Genomic DNA, 26,435 nt, shown 5'->3' on the forward strand with positions numbered 1-26,435 from the left:
TCATGGGTTCGTCAAGCACCCGACCAATGGGAGATCAGGTAGACGATGAGCGGCCACTCTAAATGGGCGACAACGAAGCACAAGAAAGCTGCGAATGACGCCAAGCGCGGCAAGGAGTTCGCGAAGCTGATCAAGAACATCGAGGTTGCGGCCCGCACCGGTGGTGGGGACCCGTCGGCGAACCCGACCCTCGATGACATGATCAAGAAGGCCAAGAAGGCTTCGGTCCCCAACGACAACATCGAGCGCGCCCGCAAGCGCGGTTCCGGTGAGGAAGCCGGCGGTGCCGACTGGGAGACCATCGTCTACGAGGGTTACGGTCCCAACGGTGTCGCGGTGCTCATCGAGTGCCTTACCGATAACCGCAACCGCGCCACCACGGACGTGCGTACCGCGATGAACAAGAACGGCGGGAACATGGCGGACGCCGGTTCGGTGTCCTACCTGTTCGAGCGCAAGGGTGTCGTGATCCTGGACAAGGCCGACAATACCGAGGACGACCTGCTCATGGCCGTGCTCGACGCGGGCGCAGACGAGGTCAACGACCTCGGCGAGAAGTTCGAGATCGTCTCCAACCTGTCCGACCTCACCAACGTGCGCAGCGCGCTGGACGAGAACGGCATCGAATACGACTCCGCCGACCCGGACTACCGCGCCGACGTCGAGGTCCCGTTGGACGCCGAGGGCGCGAAGAAGATCTTCCGGCTCATCGATGTGCTCGAGGAGTCCGACGACGTCCAGGACGTATACACGAACATGGACGTCTCCGACGAGGTCCTGGCGGAACTCGACGCCTGACGTCCTGCCTGCCGTCGCGCTACCCGCCGAAGGGCGGGCCGACGACCAGCAGGCCGCCGAAGACGAGCAACACGACCACGGCGAGGGTTCCGGCGGACAGGTAGGGACGTCCCACCAGTACCGCGAGGATCCGGTCGCCGAAGGGTGCGCCGGGGCCTGCTTCGGTGCGCCACGGACCTTCCAGCCTGCCCCGCTTGGCCATGGTCATTTCGAAGGGGATGGTGGCGAAGGGGATAACGGCGGAGAACAGGCCCAGGATGCCCTGGCCGGCGCTCCAGCGGTTGTTCATCCACACCAGGATGGTCACCACGACGAAGGCCAGGAAGGCCAGTCCGTGGATCGGGCCGGCGGCGGAGACGCCTGCCTCGGTCACGCCGGTGTACTTGAGGATCATCCCGAGGATTAGCAGCCCCCAGGTCACGGCCTCGATGATTGCGGTGGTCCGGTATATTTTCAGAGGAGTCATCGGCTGCTGATGCTACCCGACCCTGCAGCGCTGGTCATAAGCCGCACTTGGAGGGGCAGTCGGCCAAGACCCACATCTTTCGCACAGGTGTGCTATGTTCAGGTCGCGAAGGTGTGCACGGGCGATCATGGTGAGGAGCAGGCAGGTGACAGGGCAACTACGCTCCACTCCGTCAACGCAGGGGTTGCTCGTGATGGGCATCGACCCTGGTCTGACGCGGTGCGGCCTGTCGGTTGTGCGCACCGGGCAGGGGCGCTCCGTGGTTCCTGTTGCGGTGGGTGTGGTGCGCACCCCGGCGGAGGTTGAGCTTCCTCAGCGACTGCGCCGGCTTTCTGATGCGGTCGAGAGCTGGATGGACGACTATCGTCCGGACGTCGTAGCCATTGAACGAGTTTTCGAACGCGGGAACGTGTCCACCGTGATGAACACCGCTCACGCAGTCGGCGTGCTCATGCTCAGTGCGGCCCGCCGCAACCTGCCCGTACACCAGTACACTCCCAGCGAGGTCAAGAAGGCAGTCTCCGGCAATGGCCGGGCCGACAAACGCCAGATGACCAATATGATCACCCGCATTCTCGGGTTGTCCGAACCGCCGAAGCCTGCGGATGCCGCGGACGCCCTCGCGCTGGCGGTGTGCCATTGCTGGCGTTCGCCGTTCCAGGCCCTGGTCTCAGATGTCTCAGACTCGAAAGGTTCATAAGTGATTGCTTCATTGAGGGGCACTGTCATCGACAAGGGGCTCGACTCCGTGGTGATCGAGTGCGCCGGCGTCGGCTACCAGTGTCAGGCGACAGCACCGACGTTGGCAACCTTGCCGCGTGGGGAAGAGGTCTTCGTGTTGACCACCATGGTGGTGCGTGAGGACTCGCAGACACTTTTCGCGTTTCCGGACGTCGCCTCGCGCGAGGTCTTCGGCCTACTGCAGTCGGTGTCAGGGGTCGGCGCACGTCTGGCCATGGGCGTGATGTCGGTGCTGGACCCGGCTGAGTTGTCCCGCGCGGTTACAGACGGAGACGTCAAGGCACTGCAACGTGCCCCGGGGGTCGGCAAGCGCCTGGCCGAACGTATGGCCGTGGACCTGAAGGGCAAGCTCGACGGGTACGCCGTCGCCCCCTCCGCCTCGCCGGCCGATGCTGGCGTGGGGCAGGACGAGCCGCTCGTCGACGGGGTGTCCGCCCAAGTTGTCGAAGCGCTGACCGGGCTCGGCTTCACCGAACGCGACGCGGAGAAGGCCGTGCGTGAGATCAGCGCAACGGGTGCCGACGGTGCCGGCAAGCCCGCTGACACCGCCACCGTCCTGCGCCAGGCGCTCGCTCACCTCGGTGGCCGGCGGTAGCGTGGGTATCTGTACAAGAAGGAGAACAGATGGGTGACATCGAACGCACCGAGTTCGACACCGGGTCAGGCGGATTGCCGGGCGGCGGAGGAGTCGGCGGCGGCAGCTTCGGCGACGGCAACGCCTTCGGCGGCGGCGTTAATGAGGACCTCTCGCCGGCACCCCAGCCTGATGAGGGAGACGCAGAGCTGTCCCTGCGCCCGCGCTCGCTGGGCGAGTTCATCGGCCAGCCGAAGGTCCGTAGTCAGCTCGAGCTGGTGCTCGGCGGGGCCAAGGCTCGCAACGTTGCCCCCGACCATGTGCTGCTCGCCGGGCCTCCCGGGCTCGGTAAGACGACCATGGCGATGATTATCGCCCAGGAACTCGGTTCCTCGGTCCGCATGACCTCCGGGCCTGCCCTGGAGCGGGCCGGCGACCTTGCAGCGATGCTGTCGAACCTCATTGAGGGCGATGTCCTGTTTATCGACGAGATCCACCGCATGGCACGCCCGGCGGAGGAGATGCTGTACATGGCGATGGAGGACTTCCGCATCGACGTGATCGTGGGCAAGGGCCCCGGGGCGACCTCGATCCCGATCGAGTTGCCGCAGTTCACCCTCGTGGGTGCGACCACCCGTGCCGGCATGCTGACCGGCCCGCTGCGCGACCGCTTCGGTTTCACCGCGCAGATGGAGTTCTACGACACCGCCGACCTGACTCGGGTGGTCACCCGCGCTGCCGGCATCCTCGGCGTGACCGTCACTGCGGATGCGGCGGTGGAGATCGCCTCGCGGTCGCGCGGTACCCCGCGTATCGCCAACCGCCTCTTGCGACGGGTGCGCGACTACGCCGAGGTCGAGGGCGACGGGAAGATCACCGTGGACGTTGCACGAGCGGCACTTCATATCTTCGATGTCGATGAGCTCGGTCTCGACCGACTCGACCGCGCCGTTCTGGACGCCCTGGTGCGCGGCCACAACGGCGGACCGGTCGGGGTGAACACCCTGGCCGTTGCGGTAGGGGAGGAACCCTCCACCGTCGAGGAGGTCTGTGAACCGTACCTTGTTCGTGCGGGAATGATCTCGCGCACGCCGCGGGGAAGAACGGCGACACCAGGGGCCTGGCGCCACCTGGGGCTTGAGCAACCGGCCGATAGGTGACAACACACCGGTGTGGCAGACTGGCGGCATGGAAATTATCCTTCTTGTCCTGATTGTCGTCGTTTTCCTTGGTCTGCCGGTCCTGTCGATGCGTAAGCAGTCGAAGCAGATCAATGAGATCAAGTCCTTCCAGTCACAGCTGGAGCCCGGCATGATCGTGCAGATGACCTCCGGTATCCACGTTCGGATCGTCGAAGTCGGCACCACCACCGTTGACGTCGAGCTTGCCCCGGGCATCACCACCACCTGGGACCGCAGCGCTGTGCTCAAGGCCGTGGAAACCGAGGAGACCGTTGAGCCGGTCGGCGCTGATGACAGCGTCGAGAGCGCTGAGGATGTCGAAGGTATCGAGGGGATCGAGGACTTCGACACCGTCGAGCCCTTCGAGGACCGCAAGGACGAGGCTCAGGACGAGGCTCAGAACGAGGCTCAGAACGAGGCTCAGAACGAGGCTACGGACAACCCGTTCAACGACAGCGAGCGTAAGGACGACGGCGACACGCCTCGGTCGTAACCGCTACCGCCACCACAATCCTTCCCCACACACCCCTCCGGTGAGACCGTGATGACCCACGTTGCCAGCCGGAGGGTCTAGACTCAGTCGACGACATGGCGGTGGTTCTTTTGTCATGCCCATGTTGCCGACATCCCCGAAACTTCAGGAGTAACCCGAGTGAGTTCCAAGGGCTCAACGGCCGCCAGAGCAAGAAGGTGGCCTAAGCAGGCACTTCTGCTCTTCGTCGCCATCCTGGTCGTGATCTACGGCCTCGTATTCTTCACCGGTGACAAGAGCCCCACGCCGAAGCTGGGCATTGACCTGCAGGGCGGTACCCGGGTCACCCTGGTGCCCCAGGGCGAGGACCCCACCAGCGACCAGCTGAGTCAGGCACGCCGGATCCTGGAGGAACGCGTCAACGGCATGGGCGTCAGTGGCGCCCAGGTCATCTCCGACGGCAACTCCCTGGTCATCACGGTGCCCGGCGAGGACTCCTCCGAGGCCCGCACCCTGGGCCAGACCTCCCAGATGCTCTTCCGTCCGGTGATGCAGGGCGGTATGCCCGAGGACGGTCTTAACGACGTCCTCACCGAGATGGCGGACCGTTGGGTGGAGACCGGCATCCTCACCGCCGAGGAGGCGGACCAGAAGCTCGAGGACGCCATGGCGACCGTCGAGCAGATGGGCATGGAGACCCCGGAGGACACCCCGACTGTCACCGCGCAGGAACCGGCCGAGCCGGCCAACTCCATTGAGGAGGCCGACCGGCGCCAGGAGACCACCGAGGTGATGCGTGAGGACCGCCAGTCCGAAGACACCAACACCCAGATCGCCGCGTCCTTCCTGATGACCTGCTCGGACGGTGTCGACCCGCTCGCCGGTGCCGATGATGCGTCCAAGCCGTTGGTCAGCTGCAGCGAGGGTCAGCCGATTCTGCTGGAACCGGCTCCGCTGCTCATCGGGCAGGAGGACGAGGAGAACGGAACCCGCCTGACCGGTGACATGATCGACACCGACTCCCAGATCTTCGGCGGCCTGGACTCCGAGACCGGCCAGATCAAGATCACCTTCCGGTTCAAGACCGGCGACGCCACTCCCGGTGGCGAGACCTGGCAGCGCATCGGGCAGGAGTACGCCCAGCAGCAGGTCGCCATCACCCTCGACAGCCAGGTGCTCTCCGCACCGACGATGCAGTCGCCGACGCCTCCTGGTCGTGACTCCGAGATCACCGGTGACTTCACCGAGAGCGAGGCGTCCGACCTCGCCAACAACCTGCGCTACGGCGCACTGCCGCTCAGCTTCACCGGCGAGAACGGTGAGCAGGGTGGTACGGCCGAGACGATCTCGCCGACGATGGGTACCGCCGCACTGCAAGCCGGTCTCATCGCCGGTCTGGTCGGCCTGGTCCTCGTTGCCATCTGGTCGCTGATCTACTACCGCGGCTTCGGCGTGGTCGCCGTGTTCTCGTTGGTCGCCTCGGGTCTGCTGATTTACGGTGCGCTGGTCCTGCTGGGCCGGTGGATCGACTACAGCCTGGACCTGGCCGGCATCGCCGGTCTGATCATCGGTATTGGTACGACCGCGGACTCCTTCGTGGTCTACTTCGAACGCATCAAGGACATGATCCAACAGGGGCACAGTTTCCGTTCCGCGGTGCCACGCGCCTGGAAGAGGGCGCGGACCACGATCATCACGGGCAACGTGGTGTCCATCGTCGCCTCCCTGGTCCTGTACTTCGTGGCCGTCGGCGACGTCAAGGGCTTCGCCTTCACCCTGGGTCTGTCCACCGTCTTCGACGTGGTCATCGCCTTCCTGGTCACTGCACCGCTGGTGATCCTGATGTCGCGCTCGGAGAAGTTCGCCTCGCCGAAGCTCAACGGCCTGCACTCGGCCTTCCGCTCGGCTGAGCGTCGGCGTGTCGGGGCCCTGGCAGAAGCATCCGCGACAACCGAGGCAACCGAGGCCTCCGACCCCGCGACGGTTCCCGACAACGAACCGGAAAGCGAGCCCGACGGAGAACCCGACGGTGAGCCACAGGACGGCCCTGCGTCCTCCACTGAGAACGGAAAGGACCAGTGAGCATGAACGCGACGACTGAAACCACGTCTTCCACCGCGCCTTCACCCAAGCCCGCCGGCTTCTTCGAGAAGACCTACAACGGCGAAGCCAACTTCGCCTTCGTCGACAAGCGGCGCCGGTGGTACTGGATCTACGCGCTGCTGACCCTGCTGTGCTTCCTGGTCATCGCGATCAAGGGATTCACCCTCGGCATCGACCTGGAGGGCGGCACGAAGCTGACGATGCCCCCGTCCAACGGTGCCACCGAGACCTCGGTCACCGAGGTCGTCGAGGACGCCACTGGTGTGACCCCGCAGTCCGTGCAGACCGTGGGTAGCGGCAACAGTCAGAGCATCGAGGTCGCTTCCGAGCGCCTGTCCGATGAGCAGATCCGTGAGGCACGGGTCGCGCTCTACGAGGAGTTCGAGCCCACCGACCAGACCGGCCAGCCCAGCCCCGACGCGATCAGCGACTCCACCGTGTCGGAGTCCTGGGGCCAGTCGGTCACCCAACGCATGGTCATCGGCATGGTGGTGTTCCTGGCGATCGTCTTCGTCTACATCACGATCCGCATGGAGCGCGACATGGCGATCTCCGCGATCGTCACCTTGCTGCTGGACGGCATCTTCGTCGCCGGCATCTACTCGCTGGTCGGTTTCGAGGTCTCTCCGGCCACGATTATCGGTCTGCTCACGATCCTGGCGTACTCGCTGTACGACACGGTGATCGTGTTCGACAAGGTCCACGAGAACACGCAGGACGTGTTCAGCTCGACGCGGTCCACCTATGGTGAACAGGTCAACTTGGCGGTCAACCAGACGGTGATGAGGTCCTTGAATACCTCACTGTTCTCCGTGGTCCCGATCGCCTCGCTGCTGGTCGTGGCGGTATGGCTGATGGGTGTCGGCACGCTCAAGGACCTGGCACTGGTCCAGTTCGTGGGTGTGATCGCCGGTACCTTCAGTTCGATCTACTTCTCCGCCCCGCTGCTGGTGACGCTGAAGAGCCGCCAGAAGAAGATGGTCGAGCACGACCGCAAGGTCGCCCGCGCTCGCGAACTCGCCGCCGTGCGCGGCGCTGCTCCCGCCGGTGCGTCCGACGCCGAGGCGTCCGGCGAGGACGTTGGGTCTGACGCAGGGCAGGACGCTCCGGCCGCCGAGGCAGCCGACGAGCAGCCGCGGCGCACCGTCGCGTTGCCACCGCATTCGCGCGGCGGGGACAGCGATCCCGGTCAGGACAGGGGCCGCACCTGGCGGCCCGGGATGTAACCTTTCAAGAAAGACAGGACGATGATGCATCGAATCCGCCGTCCGGCGGCTCTCCTCACCGCGGCCGCGGTAAGTTTCGGGATGGTGGCGTGCTCCTCCGACGCCGGTGTCGAGGACGCGTCCGACCCGCTGTTTGGGTACGCGCTGCCACGCCCGATCGTGACCCTCAATGCGGCGAGCACCCAAGGGGCGGCGACCGATGCGGCGAAGGTGTCCGCGCGTCTCTACCCGGGTGCATACCTCACCGGGCCGGACGGTCGGCTGCTGCCGAACACCGACCTGGTCACGGCCACCCCCTCGGCGGATAACGGCGATATCGTCAACTACCGGATCAGCAACGAGGCAACTTACTCCGACGGTGCCCCGGTGGTCTGCGACGACTTCCTCCTGACCTGGGTCGCCTCGAAGTACCCGGACCTGTTCTCCTCGGACCTTGGGCTGACCGACCGCGTCAAGGACTTCACCTGCGACGCCGGACAGCGCGACTTCAGCATTGAATTCGACCGGGGGATGGGTAGCCGCTACCGCGAACTGTTCAGCGTGGGCGAGGTACTGCCCTCGCACACGGTGGCGCAGCGGGCCGGGGTGGACGATGTGGTCGGTGCCATCGACACCGGCGACCAGGAGTCCCTGGCCGACCTGGGCAGGGAGTGGAGTGCAACGTTCCGTGTTGCCGAGACCGACCCGGCGCAGGTTCCCACCTACGGGCCGTACCGGGTGGCCTCCCGCGAGGAGGACGGTTCCCTGGTGCTCACCGTGAACCCGGAGTGGACCGGGGTGCGCCCCGGTCTGGACGAGGTCGTGATGTGGTCCGGACCCGGAGCTGGCATTGACGGCCCGGACTTCGAGCAGCTGTCGGCGGACTACCGCCTCTACGTCGCCGACGTGCCGCCGGAGACCGATCCGGTCGCCGCGGGGCTCGAGGTCGCTCCCGAGACGGAGCCGGCTACGGAGACGACAAGTGGGACCAGTGAGTCCAGCGAGTCGAGTGAGACCGGTGCACCGTCCAGCGAGGAGACCGACAGCGAGGACAGCGAGGACGGCGACGCCGGCGATGAGGGTATCCGGGCAGAGTCCGACGAGAGCGCCCCGGACCTCTCCGACGCCGATGATGTTTCCGGACGATTCGCCGTGACCCGCGGCTCGGGAACCCGTGTCGACGGTCTGACGCTGTCTGACAGCGGCATCTTCGATTCTTCGGAAAACCGGCGTGCTTTTGCCCGCTGCGTGGACCGCAGTGCGGTGGCCGACGCGGTGAAGTCGGAGTCCGGCATCACCGTCGACGAAGCCCCGTTCCGCCTGATCGCCCCCGGCGCCCAGGCGGGGGAGAACCTCGGCGATGTCGCGGCACGCAACAACAACACCGACACCGCGCCGACCACCGACCGCCTGGGTGGGACGACCGTGCGCGTCGGCTACTTCTCCGACGTGGCACGCTACCGGGCGATGGTCGACACCCTCGTCGAGTCCTGCTCCGCTGCGGACGTGACCGTGGTGCCGGTGCCGCTGGGTGTCGACGACCTCGACGGCCTCGGCACCGACTACGACGCCCTGCTGGAGACCCGGTCGACCTTCGGCCAGAACCCGCAGGTCTCGTTCCCGGCGTCGTCGGGCGCCTCGGGCACGGCCACGGTCAGCCAGCTGCGTGACGCCGAGAACGTCCTGGCGGACTCGACGGCGACCGTGCCGCTGACCGCCGAGCCGCGCTCGGTGGCGGTGGACCGCGGGCTGTCCAACGTGGTCGACAACCCCGGCGAGACCGGCATGAGCTGGAACATGGACCGCTGGGTCTCCCCGGACTTCCCGGCGTCTACGGCAGCCACCACAGCGCCAGCCGAGACCAGTACCAGCAACAACGACAACAACAGTGACAACAGTGAGGACGAGCAGTGACTGACTACCCGGACGCCAGGACCGCCCTGGCGGCCAAAACCCGACACGTCCCGGACTTCCCGGGGCCCGGGATCGTTTTCCAGGATCTGACACCCGTCCTCGCCGACGGCGCGGCTTTCCGCACCATCGTCACGGAGATGGCCGAGGTCTGCCGCGAGTTCGATATCGACGTCGTTGCCGGCCTCGACGCCCGCGGCTTCCTGCTCGGTTCCGCGGTCGCCCTGGAGCTCGGGGTCGGGGTGCTCGCCCTGCGCAAGGGTGGCAAGCTCCCTCCACCGGTGTACCACCAGGACTATGCGTTGGAGTACGGCACCGCGGCCCTGGAGATTCCCTCGGAGGGCCTGGACGTGCACGGACGCCGCGTCCTGCTCGTGGATGACGTGCTCGCCACCGGCGGCACGCTGGTTGCTGCACGGGCCCTGCTGGACAAAGCCGGGGCGATTACCGTCGGCGTCGCCGTGGCTCTGGAGGTCCCGGAACTACACGGTGCGAAACGTTTGGGGGACCTTCCGTTGTACGTGGTTTCCCGCGAACAGTAGGCTTGTCGTTCACACGCTGCACACAGTAGGGAAACGGTGAGGCATGACGAACGAGAAGAACTCGCTGTGGATGGCCGCGCGTATCGCGCGCAGCCTCACCGGCAAGAGCAGGATCAACCCCGTGCTGGGGCCGCTGATCGCCGTGCACCGGCGCTATCACCCCAAGGCCGACGTCGAGATCCTCAGCCGCGCCTACACCACCGCAGAACGCCTGCACTCCGGGGTGCTGCGTAAGTCGGGGGAGCCCTACATCACCCACCCGTTGGCCGTGGCGACCATCGCCGCGGAGATCGGCATGGACACCACCACACTGGTCGCCGCGCTGCTGCACGACACGGTGGAGGATACCGACTACTCCCTCGACGACCTCACCGCCGACTTCGGCGCGGAGGTCACCCAGTTGGTGGACGGGGTGACCAAGCTGGACAAGGTCGCCCTGGGGTCCGCGGCCGAGGCCGAGACCATTCGCAAAATGATCGTGGCCATGGCACACGACCCGCGCGTGCTGGTGATCAAGGTCGCTGACCGGCTGCACAATATGCGCACCATGCGATTCCTGCCGCCGGAGAAGCAGGCCAAGAAGGCCCGGCAGACCCTGGAGGTCATCGCACCGCTGGCGCACCGCCTGGGCATGGCCACCATCAAGTGGGAGCTGGAGGACCTGTCCTTCGCGATCCTGTACCCGAAGAAGTACGAGGAGATCGTCCGGCTCGTCGCCGACCGTGCGCCCAAGCGCGACCAGTACCTGGCGAAGGTCATCAACGACATCCAGTCCACGCTGCGCGAGTCGCACATCATTGCCGAGGTGGTGGGCCGGCCGAAGCACTACTGGTCGATCTACCAGAAGATGATCGTGCGCGGCCGCGACTTCGACGAGATCTTCGACCTGGTGGGCATCCGCATCCTCGTGGACGAGATCCGGGACTGCTACGCCGCCGTCGGCGCGGTGCACTCGCAGTATCAGCCGATGCCCGGCCGGTTCAAGGACTACATCTCCCAGCCGCGTTTCGACGTGTACCGCTCGCTGCACACCACGGTGATCGGGCCGGACGCCAAGGTACTGGAGGTGCAGATCCGCACCCACGAGATGCACTACCAGGCGGAGTACGGCATCGCCGCGCACTGGCGCTACAAGGAGACCAAGGGCTCGCACAAGGGCGACGCCGCCGAGGTCGACCAGATGGCGTGGATGCGTCAGCTGCTGGACTGGCAGAAGGAGGCCGCTGACCCCAACGAGTTCCTGGACTCGCTGCGCTATGACCTCTCAACAAGCCAGATCTTCGTGTTCACCCCCCGTGGCGACGCGGTGACCCTGCCCACGGACGCCACCCCGGTGGACTTTGCCTACGCGGTGCACACCGAGGTCGGCCACCGGTGCATCGGCGCGAAGGTCAACGGTAAGTTGGTCGCGCTGGAGTCGCCGTTGAAGACCGGCGACAAGGTGGAGATCTTCACCTCGAAGGACTCCACCGCGGGGCCGTCAAAGGACTGGGAGAAGTTCGTGGTCTCCCCGCGGGCGCGTAACCGCATCCGCACCTGGTTCAACAAGGAGCGCCGCGAGGAGACCCTGGAGAAGGGCAAGGAGGCCTTGGCCGCCGAGGCGCAGCGTACGGGTATCCCGTTGCAGCGTCTGGTGACGGCTACCGCATTGCGCACGGTCGCCACGCAGCTCTCCCGCGATTCCGTGGACGACCTCTACGACGCCATCGGCAAGGGCGGGGTCACCGCCGGGCATGTGGTGCACATGCTGCAGGACATCTACCAGGGTGACACCGACGAGGACGACCAGCCGGTCGCTCCTGCGCCCGCGGTGCGTCGCACGACCCCGCAGCAGCAGGTCCAGTCCGGCCGCGGTGACGGCTCCGGAGTGCTGGTGCAGGGCAATTCGGATTTCTCGGCGAAGCTCGCCAAGTGCTGTACCCCGGTGCCCGGCGACGAGATCTTCGGCTTCATCACCAAGGGCGGCGGGGTGTCGGTGCACCGCACGGACTGCACCAACGCCGAGAAGCTGCATTCCGAGCCGGAGCGTCTCATCGACGTGGCGTGGGCCTCGGATGTGCGCGACGCGGTCTTCGTGGTCACCCTGCAGATTGAGGGTCTGGACCGTACGGGCCTGCTCAGCGAGGTCACGCGTGTGGTCAGCGAGCAGAAGGTGCCGATCATCGCCACGAGCACGCATGTGGCGGAGGATCGGGTGGCGATGTGTCGGTTCACCTTCGAGGTGTCGGACACCAAGCAGCTGGGTTATCTGATGAACCAGTTGCGCAACGTGGAGGGCGTCTACGACGTCTACCGCGTCACCACCGGGGGGTAGGACGCAGCGGGCGGGGAAAACACAGTAGGACGCACCGCCGGTGCGTCCTACCGGACGCTGGTTGTCAGGCGACCGTGGCGCTCTCGATGCGGACCTCGTCGACAGGCGCGCCGTCGCCGCCGGCGTCCTCGTTCGCACCCTCATTCTCCTCGATGATGGAGTCCAGGGTGCTCAGCCCGTCTTCGGAGATGGTGCCGAAGATGGTGTAGTCGTTGGGCAGCTGGGTCTCGTCGTCGACGAGGAAGAACTGTGAACCATTGGTGTTCTCACCGCTGTTGGCCATTGCGAGCACGCCGCGCGTGTACAGGCCATCGTCCTCGACTGCCTCGCCGTCCTCGCCCACGACGGGGTACTCGTCGGGGAAGGAGTAGCCGGGGCCGCCGGAGCCCTCGCCCGAGGGGTCACCGCACTGCAGGATCTTCATGGAGTCGCTGACGACCACGCGGTGGCAGACGGTGTCGTCGTAAAAGCTCTCGGAGGCCAGGTGCTCGAAGCTGTTGGCGGCACAGGGGGCCTGGCCGTAGTCCACGGTCACGCCGATGTCGCCCTTGTTGGTGGCCAGGGTGACGTCGGAGGTGCCGTCCTCTCGCAGGTCATCGGCGCTGGGGACGGAGACCTCCTTGGACGCGTCGCCGGACTCGGTGTAGGCGCACTCCTGGGTACCCGCATCGTCGGCGACGTTCTCCGTGTCGTCGTCACCGCCGCGGGTGGCGGCGATGTAGATGCCGCCGACCAGGACGACGAGGACGACCAGGGTGGCCAGCGTGACGCCGAGAGGCCGCAGCTTCTCGCGCCGCGCCCTCGACTTCAGTTCCTTGTCGAGATTCTTGAGTGCCGCGTCGCGGCGGGAGGAGTTGTCGGACAAAGCTCCGTGGCCTTTCCCTCGGGGATGGTCGTGATCGGATGTGATCGGTCGTGATCGATTGCCCATTGTTCCACCCCGCACCTGCTTACTCCAGCAGCACGCCACCTTGTCGCCTGTGAATCTGTGGACGGTAGGGTGGCGGCCATGGCAAAGCTCACCGTGGAAGTCCTGCCCACCGGCCCGTTCGAGACGAACTGCCTGCTCCTGCATGACGGGGCCGAGGCCACCGTCGTGGACCCGGGGATGGGGGCCGCGGCACTGATCGAACAGGCCGTGGCCGAGAAGGGGCTGCGTATCACGCAGATCGTGCTGACCCACGGGCACATCGACCACGTGCGCGACCTGCCGGCGGTGCAGGCCAGCTACGCCGTGGCGTCCTATATGCACCCGGCGGATAACGTCTTCCTGCAGCGTGAGGTGCTCGACGCGATGGGACCGTCCGGCGAGGCGCACGACGTGGCCACGATGGAGACCCCGGACGTCCCCACGCCCGTCGCCGACGGCGACGTGCTGGACATCTGCGGGGTGGAGTTCACCGCCCACCACCTGCCCGGGCATTCGCCGGGCTCGGTGATGTTCCGCGGCGACGTCGAGGGCCAGGGCCTGATCCTCGGCGGTGACGTGCTCTTCCGCGGCGGGGTGGGGCGCACTGACCTGCCGTTCTCCGAGCCGGCGGTGATGGTCGAGAGCCTGCGCCGCCTGGTGGAGATCTTCGACGAGGAGGACACCGTGGTGCCCGGTCACGGCCCGGCGACGACGGTGGGCACGGAGAAGGAGCAGAACGGCTTCCTGCAGGGGGTCGTGTGAGCCAGTGGCCGGGTCGCTATAGTTGACCCCCGTGAGTGACTCCAGCAGCACCGGTTCCACCGGACAGGTCCAATCGTTCGCCGGCCCCAAGGGGGTGCCGGACTACGTGCCCCCGGCATCCGCGGCGTTCCATGCTGTGCGCAGCACGTTCGAGGAGGTCATCCACAAGTCCGGCTATGGCCACATCGAACTGCCGGTCTTCGAGGAGACCGCCCTGTTCGCCCGCGGGGTGGGGGAGTCCACGGACGTGGTCTCCAAGGAGATGTACACCTTCGAGGACCGTGGCGGCCGCTCGGTGACCCTGCGTCCGGAGGGCACCGCCGGGGTGATGCGGTCGGTGATCGAGCACAACCTCGACCGCGGCCAGCTTCCGGTGAAGTTGACCTACTCCGGCCCGTTCTTCCGCTATGAGCGTCCGCAGGCCGGACGCTACCGCCAGCTCCAGCAGGTCGGTGTCGAGGCGATCGGCGTCGACGACCCCACGTTGGACGCCGAGGTCGTGGCCATGGCCGACCGCTGCTACCGCGCACTCGGGCTCTCGGACTTCCGCCTGGAACTCTCCACGCTGGGCGACGAGACCTGCCGCCCGCAGTACCGTGCGAAGCTGCAGGAGTTCCTTTTCGCCCTGCCCTTGGACGAGGAGACCCGTCGCCGCGCGGAGATCAACCCGTTGCGCGTGCTCGACGACAAGCGCCCGGAGGTCCGCGAGATGATGGCGGACGCCCCGCTGATGCCGGACAACCTGTCCGACGCCGCCCGGGAGCACTTCGAGACCGTGACCGGCACCCTCGACGACATGGGTGTGTCCTACACCCTGAATCCGCGCCTGGTGCGAGGGTTGGACTACTACACCAAGACCTGCTTCGAGTTCGTCCACGACGGACTCGGCGCGCAGTCCGGCATCGGCGGGGGAGGACGCTACGACGGCCTGATGGCCCAGCTGGGCGGCCAGGACCTCTCCGGCATCGGATTCGGTCTCGGCGTGGACCGTACCGTGCTCGCCCTGGAGGCCGAGGGTGTCTCGCCGACGACAGGACGCCGCGTGGATGTTTACGGCGTGCCGATGGGTGCCGACGCGAAGCGTCGGATGGCGGTGGTCGTCGACCGACTGCGCCGCGCCGGCGTCAGCGCCGATATGTCCTACGGCGATCGTGGTCTCAAGGGCGCGATGAAGGGCGCCGACCGCGCGGGCGCACTCTTCGCCCTCGTGCTGGGCGAGAATGAACTCCGGGATGGCACCGTGGTGTTGCGCGACCTGTCGACGCGCGAGCAGACGGAAGTTGCGGTAGAAGATGTGGAGCAGGTTGTGACCAGGGCATTAACAGAATTTACTGCCTGATCACGCTCTGACCTCGACCGCTCCACAACTGGGGGTGGCAGGTACTCCGATGGGCTAGCCTTATCTCTGAATCCTGAAAGTTTTATTCAGGCCAGAGACCTCACCCTGAGCCCAGAGGAGTATTTTCATGGAAGAATCTGAGTCCCCGGGAGGCGGGGAGTCAACGACGACAGCACGGAGTTCACCGGTCAACTGGCCGGTGTTCATTGTGTCTGCGGGTCTGATGGTCGCCTTCGTGATCTGGGCCTGGTTGGCCCCGGACTCCGCGGACAGCGTGATCAACACGGTCAAGGAATGGGTTTCCACCAACCTGGGCTGGTACTACGTGCTGACCGCCGGGGTAGTGGTGGTCTTCGTCCTGGTGATCGCGTTCCGCAGGGTCGGCAACACCAAGATCGGCCCGGACCACTCGCAGCCACGGTTCGGCATGTTCACCTGGGGCGCGATGCTCTTCGCCGCCGGCATCGGCGTGGACCTGATGTTCTTCGGTGTCTCAGGCCCCGCGACGAACTACCTCACCCCGCCGGAGACCGCCGAGCTTTCCGACGAGGCCGCCCGCATGGCCCCGCTGTGGACGATGTTCCACTACGGGATCCCCGGCTGGGCAATGTATGCCCTGATGGGCATGGCTTTCGGCCTGTTCGCCTACCGCTACCACATGCCGCTGAGCATCCGCTCGGCCCTGGCCCCGGTCTTCGGACGCCGCATTCACGGCCCCATCGGCCATGGCGTGGACATCGCCGCGGCCATCGGCACCGCCTTCGGCATCGCCGTGTCCCTGGGCATCGGCGTGGTGTTCCTGAACTACGGTCTCTCCGAGATCTTCGGGATCCCCACCAACACCGGCGTCCAGGTCGCCCTGATTGGCCTGTCCGTGCTGATCACCGTCATCTCCACCGTCTCCGGCGTGGACAAGGGCATCCGCAGGCTCTCTGAGCTCAACGTGTGGCTGGCCCTGGCGCTGATGGTGTGGATCGTGGTCATGGGCAGAACAGCCGAGCTGCTCAACGCCCTGGTGCAGAATCTCGGCGACTTCGTGTCCCGGTTCCCCTCGATGATCATGAACACCTTCGCCTACACCGACGGTGCGGCCGCCTACCCGGCGGACCAGTGGCAGTCGGACTGGACGCTGTTCTTCTGGGCCTGGTGGATCGCCTGGGCACCCTTCGTGGGCCTGTTCCTGGCCCGGATCTCGCGCGGACGCACCCTGCGCCAGTTCATCCTCGGCGTCCTGGTGATCCCCTTCGCCTTCATCGCGATCTGGATCTCGATCTTCGGCAACGCCGCCCTCGGCTTCTTCCGCGACGGCGACGAGGAGTTCCTGCAGACCGCGGTGGACACCCCAGAGTCCGGCTTCTTCCTGCTGCTGCAGCAGTATCCCGGATCGACCTTCGCCGTGGCCCTCGCCGTGCTGACCGGCTTGCTGTTCTACGTCACCTCGGCAGACTCCGGTTCGCTGGTGATGGCCAACATCACCTCCAAGCCCTCGGTGGAGGACGCGGACGGCCCGCCGTGGCTGCGCATCGTGTGGGCGGTGCTCACCGGTGCGCTGACGCTGGTGATGCTGCTCATCGGCGGTGTCTACACACTGCAGGCGGCAACGGTGCTTATCGGGCTGCCGTTCTCGGTGATCATGTACCTGCTAATGTTCAGCATCTGGCGGGTCCTGGGCGCCGAGGCCCACTGGCTGCAGTCGCGTTCCATGTCCCTCCCCGGCGCGTTGTCCAACCGTTCGGGCACACCGCAGCCGCGGCTGGCGTGGCGCAACCGGCTCAAGCGCCGGATGAGCTTCCCCTCGGCGAAGGAGACCCAGGCCTACGTGGACAGCACCGCGGCACCGGCGATCACCGAAGTCGCCGAGGAACTGCGCGAGCTTGGCCTGGACGTGACCCTCACCCGGGACCGTCACCCGGAGTATCCGATCGACTTCGTCGACCTGCTGGTCCGGTTCCCCGGACAGGACGACTTCAAGTATCAGGCGTATCCGGTGCCAGGCCAGGTGCCGAACTTCGCGGTGAACCTTAACGTGGACCACGACGTGTACTTCACGCTCGAGGTCTTCTCGGCGACCGGTTCCCGCGGCCACAATATCCTCGGCTACTCCAAGGAACAGGTCATCTCGGATGTCCTGGACTCCTACGAGGTGCACGTGGAGTACATGTCCCTGACCGGTGACGGTGGTACCCCCACCGCCGATGCCCACGGCACGGCCCCCTCGCTGTGGACCAGCGACGACAACGACTCTGAAAAGACAGGAAGAGAGAACAGCAATGACTGACACCACCCCGGACGCTCCCCAGGACGCTCCCCGGTCGCTGTACATCGACGGCGCCTGGACCGCCGCCTCCGACGGCGGCACCCGCACCGTCACCTGCCCGGCGGACGGCAGCGTCGTCGCCGTCGTCTCCGAGGCCACCTCCGCCGACACGGAGAAGGCCATCGCCGCGGCCCGTCGGGCCTTCGACGCCGGCGAGTGGTCCTCCACCTCGGCGGCCTACCGTGGCGACCTGCTGCTCAAGGTTGCCGACGCCATGGCCGAGCGTAAGGACGAGTTCGCCCGCGCCGAGGCTCTCGACACCGGAAAGCGCCTGGTCGAGGCCGAGGGCGACATGGACGACATCATGAACTGCTTCCGGTTCTTCGGCAAGATCGCCGACCAGCACCCGGGGCGCATCATCGACGCCGGCGACGACTCGGTGATCTCCCGGGTCGTCTACGAGCCCGTCGGCGTGTGCGGGATGATCACCCCCTGGAACTTCCCGCTGCTGCAGGCCAGCTGGAAGATCGCCCCGGCGATCGCCGCGGGCAATACCTTCGTGCTCAAGCCTGCGGAACTGACCCCGCACACCGCCATCCTGATCATCGACGTGCTCGACAAGCTCGGGCTGCCCGCCGGTGTGGCCAACCTGGTGCTCGGTGCGGGTGCCGAGGCCGGTGCGCCGTTGTCCTCGCACCCGGACGTGGACATGGTCTCGTTCACCGGTGGCCTGGTCACCGGTCAGCGCATCGCCGCTGCCGCGGCCCCGTCCATCAAGAAGTTGGCCTTGGAGCTCGGCGGCAAGAACCCGAACGTGGTCTTCGCCGACGCCGACTTCGACGCTGCCGTGGACAACGCACTCAACGCCGGTTTCCTGGACTCCGGTCTGGTCTGCTCGGCCGGCACCCGCCTGATCGTCGAGGAGAGCATCAAGGAGCGTTTCGTCGACGAGCTCGTGCGCCGTGCCGAGGGCATCGTGATGGGCGGTCCCTTCGACGAGGCCGCCGAAACCGGCCCGCTGATCTCGGTGGAGCACCGGGACAAGGTCACCGACTACGTCCGGCGTGGCGTGGAGGCCGGCGCGACCCTGCGCTGCGGCGGCCACTGGGGTGGCCCCGAACTGGAGAAGGGCTGCTTCTATGCCCCGACGGTCCTCGACAACTGCACCGCGGAGAACCCCGCGGTCGTCGAGGAGGGCTTCGGCCCGGTCATCACCGTGGAGACCTTCACCACGGAAGCCGAGGCCATCGCCACGGCCAACCACACCGAGTACGGCCTGGCCGGCGCGGTGTGGACCAGCAATCGGGGAGTGGCGAACCGCGTCTCCCGGGCGCTGCGCCACGGCACGGTGTGGATCAACGACTACCACCCCTACGTCCCCCAGGCGGAGTGGGGCGGATTCAAGGCCTCCGGCACCGGACGCGAGCTCGGCCTGGCCGGACTCGAGGAGTACCGCGAGGCCAAGCACGTCTACGAGAACACCGAGCCGGCCGCGACCGGCTGGTTCCCCCAGAAGTAGTACCCCGCCAGCAGTACCTGACTGTTCACCTGAATTCATGGAACACATGAGGAGTGGAGAAGACATGCGAGACAACTACGACTACATCGTCATCGGTGCAGGTTCCTCGGGCGCAGTGGTGGCGTCCCGGCTCAGCGAGGACCCGGAGGTCACCGTCGCCCTGATCGAGGCCGGACCCACCGACGTCGACAAGCCCGAGATCCTCAACCTCGCCGAGTGGCCCGGACTGCTGGAGTCCGGCTACGACTGGGACTACCCGATCGAGCCGCAGGAGCACGGCAACTCCTTCATGCGCCACGCGCGTGCGAAGGTGCTCGGTGGCTGTTCCTCGCACAACTCGTGCATCGCCTTCCACACCCCGGCCCAGGACCTGGACCACTGGGTGAGCCTGGGCGCGTCCGGCTGGGACTCCGAGAGCGTCCTGCCGCTGATCAAGCGCCTGGAGACCAATGACCGCGAGGGCGACAACCACGGCCACGACGGCCCCGTTCGTCTACGCTCGGTGCCGCACCACGACCCGGTGGGCAAGGCCATCATCGAAGCCTGCGAGCAGCAGGGCCTGCCGAACACTCCCTTCAACGAGGGCACCACCGTCAACCACGGTGCGGACTGGTTCCAGATCAACGCCACCGACGAGAACGTACGTTCCTCGTCCTCGGTGTCCTACCTGCACCCGGTCATGGAGCGCGAGAACCTGGACATCCTGACTGATCGTCAGGTCTCCCGGATCCTGTTCAGCGAGACCACTGACGGTGGGCAGCCCACGGCCACCGGTATCGAGTACCTCGACAACCCCTTCGGACGGCTCAAGACCCTGGACGCCAACCGTGAGGTCATCCTCTCCGCCGGCGCGATCGACAGCCCGAAGCTGCTCATGCTCTCCGGTATTGGCCCGGCCGAGCACCTCGCCGAGGTCGGCGTGGAGACCCTGGTCGACGCCCCCGGTGTCGGCGAGCACCTGCAGGATCACCCGGAGGCCGTGATCTCCTGGGAGTCCAAGGTTCCGATGACCCGCGACGCCACCCAGTGGTGGGAGATCGGCATCTTCGACAAGGTCGACGAGGGCGGTGCCGACGGCCTGGACCTGCCGGACCTGATGATGCACTACGGTTCGATGCCCTTCGACATGCACACCCGTCGTCAGGGCTACCCGACTGCGGACGAGGCATTCTGCCTGACCCCGAACATCACCCACGCCAAGGCTCGTGGCACGGTGCGGCTGCGGACCTGCGACTTCCGCGACAAGCCGATGGTCGACCCGCGGTACTTCACCGACGAGGAGGGCTACGACATGCACATCGCCGTGGAGGGCATCAAGCTCGCCCGCGAGATCGTCGCCCAGCCGGCCATGGCCGAGTACGCCGGCCAGGAACTCTTCCCCGGTACCGAAGTGCAGTCGGACGAGGACATCGCCGACTACGTGGCCAAGACGCACAACACCGTCTACCACCCGGCCGGCTCGGTGCGTATGGGGGCGGTGGACGACGTCATGTCGCCGCTGGACCCCGAGCTGCGCGTCAAGGGTGTCTCCGGGCTGCGCGTCGTCGACGCCTCGGTGATGCCGCAGCTCACCGCGGTCAACCCCAACATCAGCTGCATGCTGATCGGGGAGCGCGCCTCGGATCTGATCCGCGGCAACTAATCAGCATCCGATCGGTGAGGGGAGTCCTCAGCGCCTGAAGTCCTGGGCGCAGGACTCCATTGTCCCGTTGTCGTAGCCGGTGGTGAACCACTGCTGGCGCTGCTCGGATGAACCGTGAGTCCAGGCATCCGGGTTGACCTGGCCGCCACCGGCGGACTGGATGGCGTCATCGCCGATCGCCTGAGCGGAGGTAATGGCCTGGTTGACCTGCTCGGAGGTGACCGGGTCGAGCACGGCGTCCTCGCCCTTGTCGGCGTGGGCGGCCCAGACACCGGCGTAGCAGTCGGCTTGCAGTTCCATCTTCACCGCATTGGAGTCCTCGCCGGGATCGTCGTAGTCAGACAGGCCCAGGTTGCCCTCCAGGTTCTGGATGTGGTGGCCGAACTCGTGGGCGACCACGTACATCTGCGCGAAGGGGCCGTCCGAGCCACCCATCTGGCGCAGCTGGGTGAAGAAGTCGTCGCCGATGTAGACGGTCTGGTCGCCAGGGCAGTAGAACGGGCCGGTCTGGGCCGTCGAGGCCGTACCGCACCCGGTGTTGACCTGCCCGTCACCGATGACCAGGCCGGGTTCGGTGTAGCGAATGCCCGCCTGCTCGGGGAGCAGATCGGACCACACAGCGTCCAAGGAGATGGCGGTGCCCTCGATGCGGCAGTCGTCGTAGGTATTGGCGTCCTGCACGGTGGTGCAGTGCTCCAGGTTCCCGCCGTCGGTGCGCGTGGCACCAGAGGTTGCATCGGACCCGCCGCTGAACATGCCGGCGCCACCGTTGGCGAAGAAGATCACTACGGCGACGACGATGATCCCGGGAAGCCCGAAGCGCCGTCCGATACGGCTCATCAGGATCATGCCGAGGATCCCGCCGCCCCGGTTGCCCCCGTTGTTGCCCCCGCCGAGGCCGAAGCCTCCGCCACCACCGCTGCTGCCGCCGGAGCGGGCACGTCCGCCCATTCCGGACAGGTTGTTGTTGAACGACATGATGGAAGTGTAGCGGGGGCCTGGTGCTAGTTGGTCACCGTGAACTCGACGGTCTCCTGGAACTCCTCACCATGACGGTCGGTGCCGGTGACCTCGGCGGTGTGCTGGCCGACCTCCAGATCGGTGGGCAGGGCGATCCGCCACAGGTGCGGGCTGGCCTGGGCCACGTTCCCGGTGGAGCTGAGGTTGTGGGTCGCCGAGACGGTCTCGGTGTACTCCCACCCCTTGTTGAGGGGTTCACCCTCGGCCGGCTGAGTCAGCTCTGCGTCCTGCGCGTCGCCGCCGTCGATGCCGACGGTGACGGAGGCATCAGTGGAGCCGTTGAAGAAGCTCGTTGCCAGGTAGCTCTCGCCGCCCTCGACGTCGGCCTTGGTGACCTCGCGCGGGTCGATCGGCTCGACCTTGGCGTCCTCGCCCTTGGCCTCCGCGGCAGCGGCCCAGGCGCGCCATGCCGGGGAATTGATACCGGTGAGGAACTGGTGGGAGGGGTCCTCGTTGCGCACGGTGTAGTACTCACTGCGCTCGCCGCCGGAGAACTGCATGGTCAGCACGCCCGGCTCTGCGGCGTCCTGGGTGTAGGCGTAGGGGACGCCGTTGTCGTTGAGTTCCCCGGAGTACCAGTCGCCGGAGACCGCACCGGCGACGATCTGGTCATTGGGCAGTTCCTCGATCGGGCTCTCTTCGTAGGTGGCCCACTCTTCACGACGCTCCCCGGCGAGCAGGGTCTCGCGGGTGTGGGTGTGCCCGCCGACGGTGACGGCGTCGGGACGCTCGGCCAGCACATCGTAGAGTTCCGCAGCGTTGTCGGTGACGACCTCGGCGTAATTGACGATCGGCGCGTGGGCGGCGATGACGACCTGGCGGTCGTCGGGCACGGTGGCCAGGTCATTGCGCAGCCACTGCAGCTGCTCTTCCGAGATGCGCTCGTCGTAGCCGCCGTTGCCGGAGCCATCATCGCCGTTGTAGTCGATATTGTCGAGGGCGACGATGTGCACGTCGCCGACGTCGTAGGAGTAGTAGGGGGAGCCGAAGTCACGCCGGTAGGTGTCGGTGGCGTTGATGTCGCTGTCGGCGTCGTAGTCGATGTCGTGGTTGCCGGGCAGGGCGCGGACCGGGCCGTTGGCGTCCGCGTAAAGGGCCTTGAGATCCGGGTTGAGGCTGAGGTCGTCGCCGACATTGTCGCCGAGCAGCAGGATGCCGCAGCCTGCGTAGTCGTCGCGCGCGGCCAAGTCGGCCGGGGCACCCTTGGCGGCGTAACCGACCTCGGTCTTGTCATAGGTCTGCGTGTCGGCGGCGATGGCGCAGTTCTGGGCGCTCGAGGCGGTGGCCTCGGACTTCGCCAGGGGGAAGTTCACTGCGTCCGGCACCGGGCCCGTGGGCTCGAGGCCGCCGAACTTCAGGTCGGGGGAGCCCTCGGGGTAGTGGTCGTAGCTGAACTGGGCGAAGTTGGAGGAGTCGACTGGGACCTGCCAGCCGGAAGGCTGGGTGACGGTGACGGACATATTGTCGCGGACCGGGAGGCTGTAGTTGCCGTCCTCGTCGGTGGTGACCACGTCGATGCCATTGGAGACGCTCACCCCGGCGACGCCGTCCTCGTCGCCGCCGAGGGAGGAGTTCCGGTCGGCGTCGTCGAAGACGCGACCGGTGATGGTCTCGGCGTCAGCGTCGTCAGCGGCGGTATCGGCGGCACTGTCATCGCCGCGCAGCACCTCGACGGAGCCTTCGTAGAGGCCGTCATTGGTGGTGGGGGCTTCGTCGGGGGCGGAAGCCTCCGACGAATCCGACGAGCTGGAGAGGGCCGGGGCGTCGGAGAGTGACGAGCTACTAGCGTCCGGCAGTGCGTCCTGTCCGTTCTGTCCGACGGCGGGTGCCGCGGTGACGAGTGTGGTGGACAGGGCGGTCAGCAGGACGGTGGAGAGTGCGATCCCGGTGCGCGACCGGGAGGGCTGTCGAGACATGTGAGGGTGCTCCCTGAGAAGTTGGATCGTGAGGGGTGTACGTCACGGGTATGCCGTGCATCTGGGAGCGTAGAGCGTGGTGTTGTTACTGCGGTGGCCTCGACATGACACCACGATGAACAGCAGTAGGCGGGGGAGTAGCGGCACTGCCGAACTGGTGCGCAGGGGAGCGGGGAGACTCCTGTGGCTGCAGATCGGGGAAATGAAGGCTATACTCCCTTTCATAATTGTCACCATGCCGGCATAGAATATTCTTTAGCCAGGCAAGACAACCCCCGATGCACAGGAGCACCCGAAGAACATGGATTACATCGCACTCGCGCAGCAGGCTCTCGACGCAGGCGACTGGGCCGCGTACAACCACTGGGACGTTGCCCAGCAGGTGTACGACGCCACCCTTGGTCGCTTCGACTGGAGCGGCGTCGGCGCCTAAGCGATCCCCTCATGACCGTGCCCGATCGGGCACGGTCAGATAACGTTTGCCGCCTTGAGGTCGCTGCCCAGGCGGGCGAGCAGTAGTCCGATCACCGCGAGCATGCTGATGCCCAGGCACGCGATACCGCTGATCCAGGACGCTTCGGTGCCGGTGGCGAGCCCATACACCAGTGCCAATATGGCGACGACCGTGGCGCACAGCAGTACGACCTGGTTCGTCAACCAGAACAGACGATAGGGGTCACGGGAATCCAGGGGGGTAACTACCGTGTCCTCGACGGTCAGCTGGTCGGGGATGCCGTCCGAGTCAGGGTGGCGGTGGTTGCTGTCCTGTGTGTTGCGGTCCTGCTCTGTCATGTCGTGTGTCCCTTCGTTGTTGATCGGATCTCGACCATTGCCCTCCAGCATGCCACCGTTGTTCCGCCGACGACGGCGGGGTAGTACACTGGGCCGCTGATATCGCGCTACCTCCGGCACAACCCTGGCGGTGAGTAGCGTCCCCGAACAATCCGAAAGGACTACGCGACGTGCTGCGGACCCATCTTTGTGGTGACCTTCGCTCAGATCACATCGGCGAGGAGGTCACCCTCACCGGATGGGTCTCCCGCCGACGGGACCACGGTGGAGTGATCTTCATCGACCTGCGCGACCGTTCCGGACTCGCCCAGGTGGTGTTCCGTGAGAGTGAGGTCGCCGAGCGCGCCCACGCACTGCGCAGCGAGTACTGCCTGCGTGTCACCGGTGTGGTCGAGGGGCGCCCCGAAGGCTCGGAGAACCCGAACCTGGCCTCCGGCGCCATCGAGCTCAACGTCTCCGGCCTGGAGATCCTCAACGAGTCCGCGGCCCTGCCGTTCCAGATCGACGACTCCGCCAGCGGCGGAGAGGTCGGCGAGGAGACCCGCCTCAAGTACCGTTACCTGGACCTGCGCCGCGACAACCAGGCCCGCGCCCTGCGTCTGCGCTCGAAGGTGAACGCTGCGGCTCGCAATGTGCTGATCGACCAGGACTTCACCGAGATCGAGACGCCCACCCTCACCCGCTCCACCCCTGAGGGTGCACGCGACTTCCTGGTGCCGGCGCGTCTGCGCCCGGGCAACTTCTACGCCCTGCCGCAGTCCCCGCAGCTGTTCAAGCAGCTGCTCATGGTCTCCGGCATGGAGCGCTACTTCCAGATCGCGCGCTGCTACCGCGACGAGGACTTCCGTGCCGACCGTCAGCCGGAGTTCACCCAGCTCGACGTGGAGATGAGCTTCGTCGACCAGGAGGACGTCATCGCCCTGGCCGAGCAGATCCTCGCCTCGGTGTGGAAGGAGATCGGCTACGAAATCACCGGGCCGATCCCGCGGATCACCTACGCCGACGCGATGCGCCGCTACGGTTCGGACAAGCCTGACCTTCGCTTCGACATCGAGATCACCGAGTGCGCGGAGTTCTTCGAGAACACCTCCTTCCGCGTGTTCAAGTCCGACTACGTCGGCGCCGTGGTCATGGACGGCGGTGCCTCACAGGCCCGTCGTACGCTCGACGCCTGGCAGGACTGGGCCAAGCAGCGCGGTGCCAAGGGCCTGGCCTACATCCTCGTCGGCGAGGACGGCACCCTGTCCGGCCCCGTCGCCAAGAACATCACCGAGGAGGAGCGTGCCGGCATCGCCGAGCACGTCGGAGCCAAGCCCGGCGACTGCATCTTCTTCGCCGCCGGCGACGTGAAGTCCTCCCGTGCGCTGCTCGGTGCGGCCCGTGGCGAGATCGCTGAGCGTCTCGGCCTGATCAAGGACGGCGACTGGGCCTTCACCTGGGTCGTCGACGCCCCCATGTTCGAGCCGGCCGCGGACGCGACCGCCTCCGGCGACGTGGCCCTGGGCCACTCTGCCTGGACCGCCGTGCACCACGCGTTCACCTCCCCGAAGCCGGAGTGGATCGACAACTTCGACGAGAACCCGGGCGAGGCCACCGCCTACGCCTACGACATCGTGTGCAACGGCAACGAGATCGGCGGCGGCTCGATCCGTATCCACCGCCGCGACATCCAGGAGCGTGTCTTCGCCGTCATGGGCATCACCGAGGAGGAGGCGCGCGAGAAGTTCGGCTTCCTGCTCGACGCCTTCGCCTTCGGTGCCCCGCCGCACGGCGGCATCGCCTTCGGCTGGGACCGCATTGTCTCCCTGCTCGGCGGCTACGACTCCATCCGTGACGTCATCGCCTTCCCGAAGTCCGGTGGCGGCATCGACCCGCTGACGGATGCCCCCGGCGAGATCACCGCGCAGCAGCGCAAGGAGTCGGGGATCGACGCCAAGCCCAAGAAGAACGCCTGAGTCCTTCGCACATGGA

General features: G+C 66.4%; 22 protein-coding genes. 17 read left to right on the top strand and 5 right to left on the bottom strand.

The features are described 5' to 3' along the window. The first annotated feature begins 45 nt into the window (after positions 1-45). Positions 46-798, top strand: a complete 753-nt coding sequence (locus ACT3SZ_RS05490; protein ID WP_444617299.1) for a YebC/PmpR family DNA-binding transcriptional regulator — start codon at positions 46-48, stop codon at positions 796-798. Positions 799-817: 19 nt separating this feature from the next. Here the strand turns inward: ACT3SZ_RS05490 and ACT3SZ_RS05495 are convergent, their stop codons facing one another. After that, positions 818-1,264 (bottom strand): DUF3817 domain-containing protein, encoded by a 447-nt coding sequence (locus ACT3SZ_RS05495; protein ID WP_444617301.1) that lies wholly within the window; start codon positions 1,262-1,264, stop codon positions 818-820. Positions 1,265-1,457: 193 nt separating this feature from the next. Between ACT3SZ_RS05495 and ruvC the strand changes: the two genes are divergently transcribed. The 9 genes from ruvC to ACT3SZ_RS05540 all read left to right on the top strand — a co-directional run bounded on the left by ruvC (position 1,458) and on the right by ACT3SZ_RS05540 (position 12,307). After that, positions 1,458-1,964: a crossover junction endodeoxyribonuclease RuvC gene (gene ruvC / locus ACT3SZ_RS05500; protein WP_444617654.1), complete on the top strand. Its 507-nt coding sequence runs from the start codon at positions 1,458-1,460 to the stop codon at positions 1,962-1,964. Continuing rightward, positions 1,965-2,600: a Holliday junction branch migration protein RuvA gene (gene ruvA / locus ACT3SZ_RS05505; protein ID WP_444617302.1), complete on the top strand. Its 636-nt coding sequence runs from the start codon at positions 1,965-1,967 to the stop codon at positions 2,598-2,600. 29 nt (positions 2,601-2,629) lie between these two features. Further along, a complete protein-coding gene (ruvB, locus tag ACT3SZ_RS05510) occupies positions 2,630-3,739 on the top strand; it encodes a Holliday junction branch migration DNA helicase RuvB (RefSeq protein WP_444617304.1) in 1,110 nt (369 codons plus the stop codon). Between the two features lie 28 nt (positions 3,740-3,767). Continuing rightward, positions 3,768-4,253 carry a preprotein translocase subunit YajC gene (gene yajC / locus ACT3SZ_RS05515; RefSeq protein ID WP_444617305.1) on the top strand — a complete coding sequence of 162 codons (486 nt, stop codon included), beginning with the start codon at positions 3,768-3,770 and terminating at the stop codon, positions 4,251-4,253. Between the two features lie 159 nt (positions 4,254-4,412). Beyond that, positions 4,413-6,314 (top strand): protein translocase subunit SecD, encoded by a 1,902-nt coding sequence (gene secD / locus ACT3SZ_RS05520; RefSeq protein WP_444617306.1) that lies wholly within the window; start codon positions 4,413-4,415, stop codon positions 6,312-6,314. A gap of 2 nt (positions 6,315-6,316) precedes the next feature. Beyond that, a complete protein-coding gene (secF, locus tag ACT3SZ_RS05525; protein WP_444617307.1) occupies positions 6,317-7,561 on the top strand; it encodes a protein translocase subunit SecF in 1,245 nt (414 codons plus the stop codon). A gap of 21 nt (positions 7,562-7,582) precedes the next feature. After that, on the top strand, positions 7,583-9,454 hold the full coding sequence (locus tag ACT3SZ_RS05530) for a hypothetical protein (RefSeq protein ID WP_444617308.1): 1,872 nt from the start codon (positions 7,583-7,585) through the stop codon (positions 9,452-9,454). Further along, on the top strand, positions 9,451-9,993 hold the full coding sequence (locus tag ACT3SZ_RS05535; RefSeq protein ID WP_444617309.1) for an adenine phosphoribosyltransferase: 543 nt from the start codon (positions 9,451-9,453) through the stop codon (positions 9,991-9,993). The genes ACT3SZ_RS05530 and ACT3SZ_RS05535 overlap by 4 nt, the downstream gene beginning before the upstream one ends. A 43-nt stretch (positions 9,994-10,036) precedes the next feature. Then, positions 10,037-12,307: a RelA/SpoT family protein gene (locus tag ACT3SZ_RS05540; RefSeq protein ID WP_444617310.1), complete on the top strand. Its 2,271-nt coding sequence runs from the start codon at positions 10,037-10,039 to the stop codon at positions 12,305-12,307. A 64-nt stretch (positions 12,308-12,371) separates the two neighbouring features. Here ACT3SZ_RS05540 and ACT3SZ_RS05545 read toward each other — a convergent pair whose 3' ends face one another. Continuing rightward, the gene (locus ACT3SZ_RS05545; RefSeq protein ID WP_444617312.1) at positions 12,372-13,172 is read right to left on the bottom strand and encodes a peptidylprolyl isomerase; all 801 of its coding nucleotides are present in this window, start codon (positions 13,170-13,172) and stop codon (positions 12,372-12,374) included. 144 nt (positions 13,173-13,316) lie between these two features. Between ACT3SZ_RS05545 and ACT3SZ_RS05550 the strand changes: the two genes are divergently transcribed. From ACT3SZ_RS05550 to ACT3SZ_RS05570, 5 genes are all read left to right on the top strand, one after another. Further along, positions 13,317-13,979, top strand: coding sequence for an MBL fold metallo-hydrolase (locus ACT3SZ_RS05550; RefSeq protein WP_444617314.1), 663 nt, complete (start codon positions 13,317-13,319; stop codon positions 13,977-13,979). Positions 13,980-14,010: 31 nt separating this feature from the next. After that, a complete protein-coding gene (gene hisS / locus ACT3SZ_RS05555; protein WP_444617316.1) occupies positions 14,011-15,318 on the top strand; it encodes a histidine--tRNA ligase in 1,308 nt (435 codons plus the stop codon). 127 nt (positions 15,319-15,445) lie between these two features. Beyond that, on the top strand, positions 15,446-17,596 hold the full coding sequence (betT, locus tag ACT3SZ_RS05560) for a choline BCCT transporter BetT (RefSeq protein WP_444617317.1): 2,151 nt from the start codon (positions 15,446-15,448) through the stop codon (positions 17,594-17,596). After that, entirely contained in the window at positions 17,589-19,094 is a 1,506-nt protein-coding gene (locus tag ACT3SZ_RS05565) for an aldehyde dehydrogenase family protein (protein WP_444617319.1), read from the top strand. Before betT ends, ACT3SZ_RS05565 begins: the two co-directional genes overlap by 8 nt. A gap of 64 nt (positions 19,095-19,158) precedes the next feature. Next, positions 19,159-20,736 (top strand): GMC family oxidoreductase, encoded by a 1,578-nt coding sequence (locus ACT3SZ_RS05570; RefSeq protein ID WP_444617321.1) that lies wholly within the window; start codon positions 19,159-19,161, stop codon positions 20,734-20,736. A gap of 27 nt (positions 20,737-20,763) precedes the next feature. On the opposite strand, the gene ypfJ is transcribed toward ACT3SZ_RS05570, so the two are convergent. Then, entirely contained in the window at positions 20,764-21,714 is a 951-nt protein-coding gene (gene ypfJ, locus ACT3SZ_RS05575; RefSeq protein ID WP_444617323.1) for a KPN_02809 family neutral zinc metallopeptidase, read from the bottom strand. A 26-nt stretch (positions 21,715-21,740) separates the two neighbouring features. Beyond that, positions 21,741-23,672 carry a calcineurin-like phosphoesterase C-terminal domain-containing protein gene (locus tag ACT3SZ_RS05580; RefSeq protein WP_444617325.1) on the bottom strand — a complete coding sequence of 644 codons (1,932 nt, stop codon included), beginning with the start codon at positions 23,670-23,672 and terminating at the stop codon, positions 21,741-21,743. A 301-nt stretch (positions 23,673-23,973) separates the two neighbouring features. Here ACT3SZ_RS05580 and ACT3SZ_RS05585 point away from each other — a divergent pair, with 301 nt between their 5' ends. Then, on the top strand, positions 23,974-24,105 hold the full coding sequence (locus ACT3SZ_RS05585; protein WP_444617327.1) for a hypothetical protein: 132 nt from the start codon (positions 23,974-23,976) through the stop codon (positions 24,103-24,105). 35 nt (positions 24,106-24,140) lie between these two features. Here ACT3SZ_RS05585 and ACT3SZ_RS05590 read toward each other — a convergent pair whose 3' ends face one another. Next, positions 24,141-24,464 (bottom strand): hypothetical protein, encoded by a 324-nt coding sequence (locus ACT3SZ_RS05590; protein WP_444617329.1) that lies wholly within the window; start codon positions 24,462-24,464, stop codon positions 24,141-24,143. Between the two features lie 170 nt (positions 24,465-24,634). Between ACT3SZ_RS05590 and aspS the strand changes: the two genes are divergently transcribed. Next, the gene (aspS, locus tag ACT3SZ_RS05595; protein ID WP_444617331.1) at positions 24,635-26,419 is read left to right on the top strand and encodes an aspartate--tRNA ligase; all 1,785 of its coding nucleotides are present in this window, start codon (positions 24,635-24,637) and stop codon (positions 26,417-26,419) included. Positions 26,420-26,435 lie beyond the last annotated feature (16 nt).

Origin of the sequence: Corynebacterium sp. AOP40-9SA-29, assembly GCF_052377405.1 — a bacterium.
GTDB lineage: Bacteria > Actinomycetota > Actinomycetes > Mycobacteriales > Mycobacteriaceae > Corynebacterium.

Excerpts from the sequence above, each read along its gene's own strand:
- ruvB (WP_444617304.1), top strand. The coding sequence starts at position 2,630 with ATGGGTGACATCGAACGCACCGAGTTCGACACCGGGTCAGGCGGATTG.
- ACT3SZ_RS05540 (WP_444617310.1), top strand. The coding sequence starts at position 10,037 with ATGACGAACGAGAAGAACTCGCTGTGGATGGCCGCGCGTATCGCGCGC.
- ACT3SZ_RS05490 (WP_444617299.1), top strand. The coding sequence starts at position 46 with ATGAGCGGCCACTCTAAATGGGCGACAACGAAGCACAAGAAAGCTGCG.
- ACT3SZ_RS05530 (WP_444617308.1), top strand. The coding sequence starts at position 7,583 with ATGATGCATCGAATCCGCCGTCCGGCGGCTCTCCTCACCGCGGCCGCG.
- ruvC (WP_444617654.1), top strand. The coding sequence starts at position 1,458 with ATGGGCATCGACCCTGGTCTGACGCGGTGCGGCCTGTCGGTTGTGCGC.
- yajC (WP_444617305.1), top strand. The coding sequence starts at position 3,768 with ATGGAAATTATCCTTCTTGTCCTGATTGTCGTCGTTTTCCTTGGTCTG.
- ACT3SZ_RS05495 (WP_444617301.1), bottom strand. The coding sequence starts at position 1,264 with ATGACTCCTCTGAAAATATACCGGACCACCGCAATCATCGAGGCCGTG.
- ACT3SZ_RS05550 (WP_444617314.1), top strand. The coding sequence starts at position 13,317 with ATGGCAAAGCTCACCGTGGAAGTCCTGCCCACCGGCCCGTTCGAGACG.
- ypfJ (WP_444617323.1), bottom strand. The coding sequence starts at position 21,714 with ATGTCGTTCAACAACAACCTGTCCGGAATGGGCGGACGTGCCCGCTCC.
- ACT3SZ_RS05590 (WP_444617329.1), bottom strand. The coding sequence starts at position 24,464 with ATGACAGAGCAGGACCGCAACACACAGGACAGCAACCACCGCCACCCT.
- ACT3SZ_RS05565 (WP_444617319.1), top strand. The coding sequence starts at position 17,589 with ATGACTGACACCACCCCGGACGCTCCCCAGGACGCTCCCCGGTCGCTG.
- ACT3SZ_RS05585 (WP_444617327.1), top strand. The coding sequence starts at position 23,974 with ATGGATTACATCGCACTCGCGCAGCAGGCTCTCGACGCAGGCGACTGG.
- ACT3SZ_RS05570 (WP_444617321.1), top strand. The coding sequence starts at position 19,159 with ATGCGAGACAACTACGACTACATCGTCATCGGTGCAGGTTCCTCGGGC.
- betT (WP_444617317.1), top strand. The coding sequence starts at position 15,446 with ATGGAAGAATCTGAGTCCCCGGGAGGCGGGGAGTCAACGACGACAGCA.
- secF (WP_444617307.1), top strand. The coding sequence starts at position 6,317 with ATGAACGCGACGACTGAAACCACGTCTTCCACCGCGCCTTCACCCAAG.
- ACT3SZ_RS05580 (WP_444617325.1), bottom strand. The coding sequence starts at position 23,672 with ATGTCTCGACAGCCCTCCCGGTCGCGCACCGGGATCGCACTCTCCACC.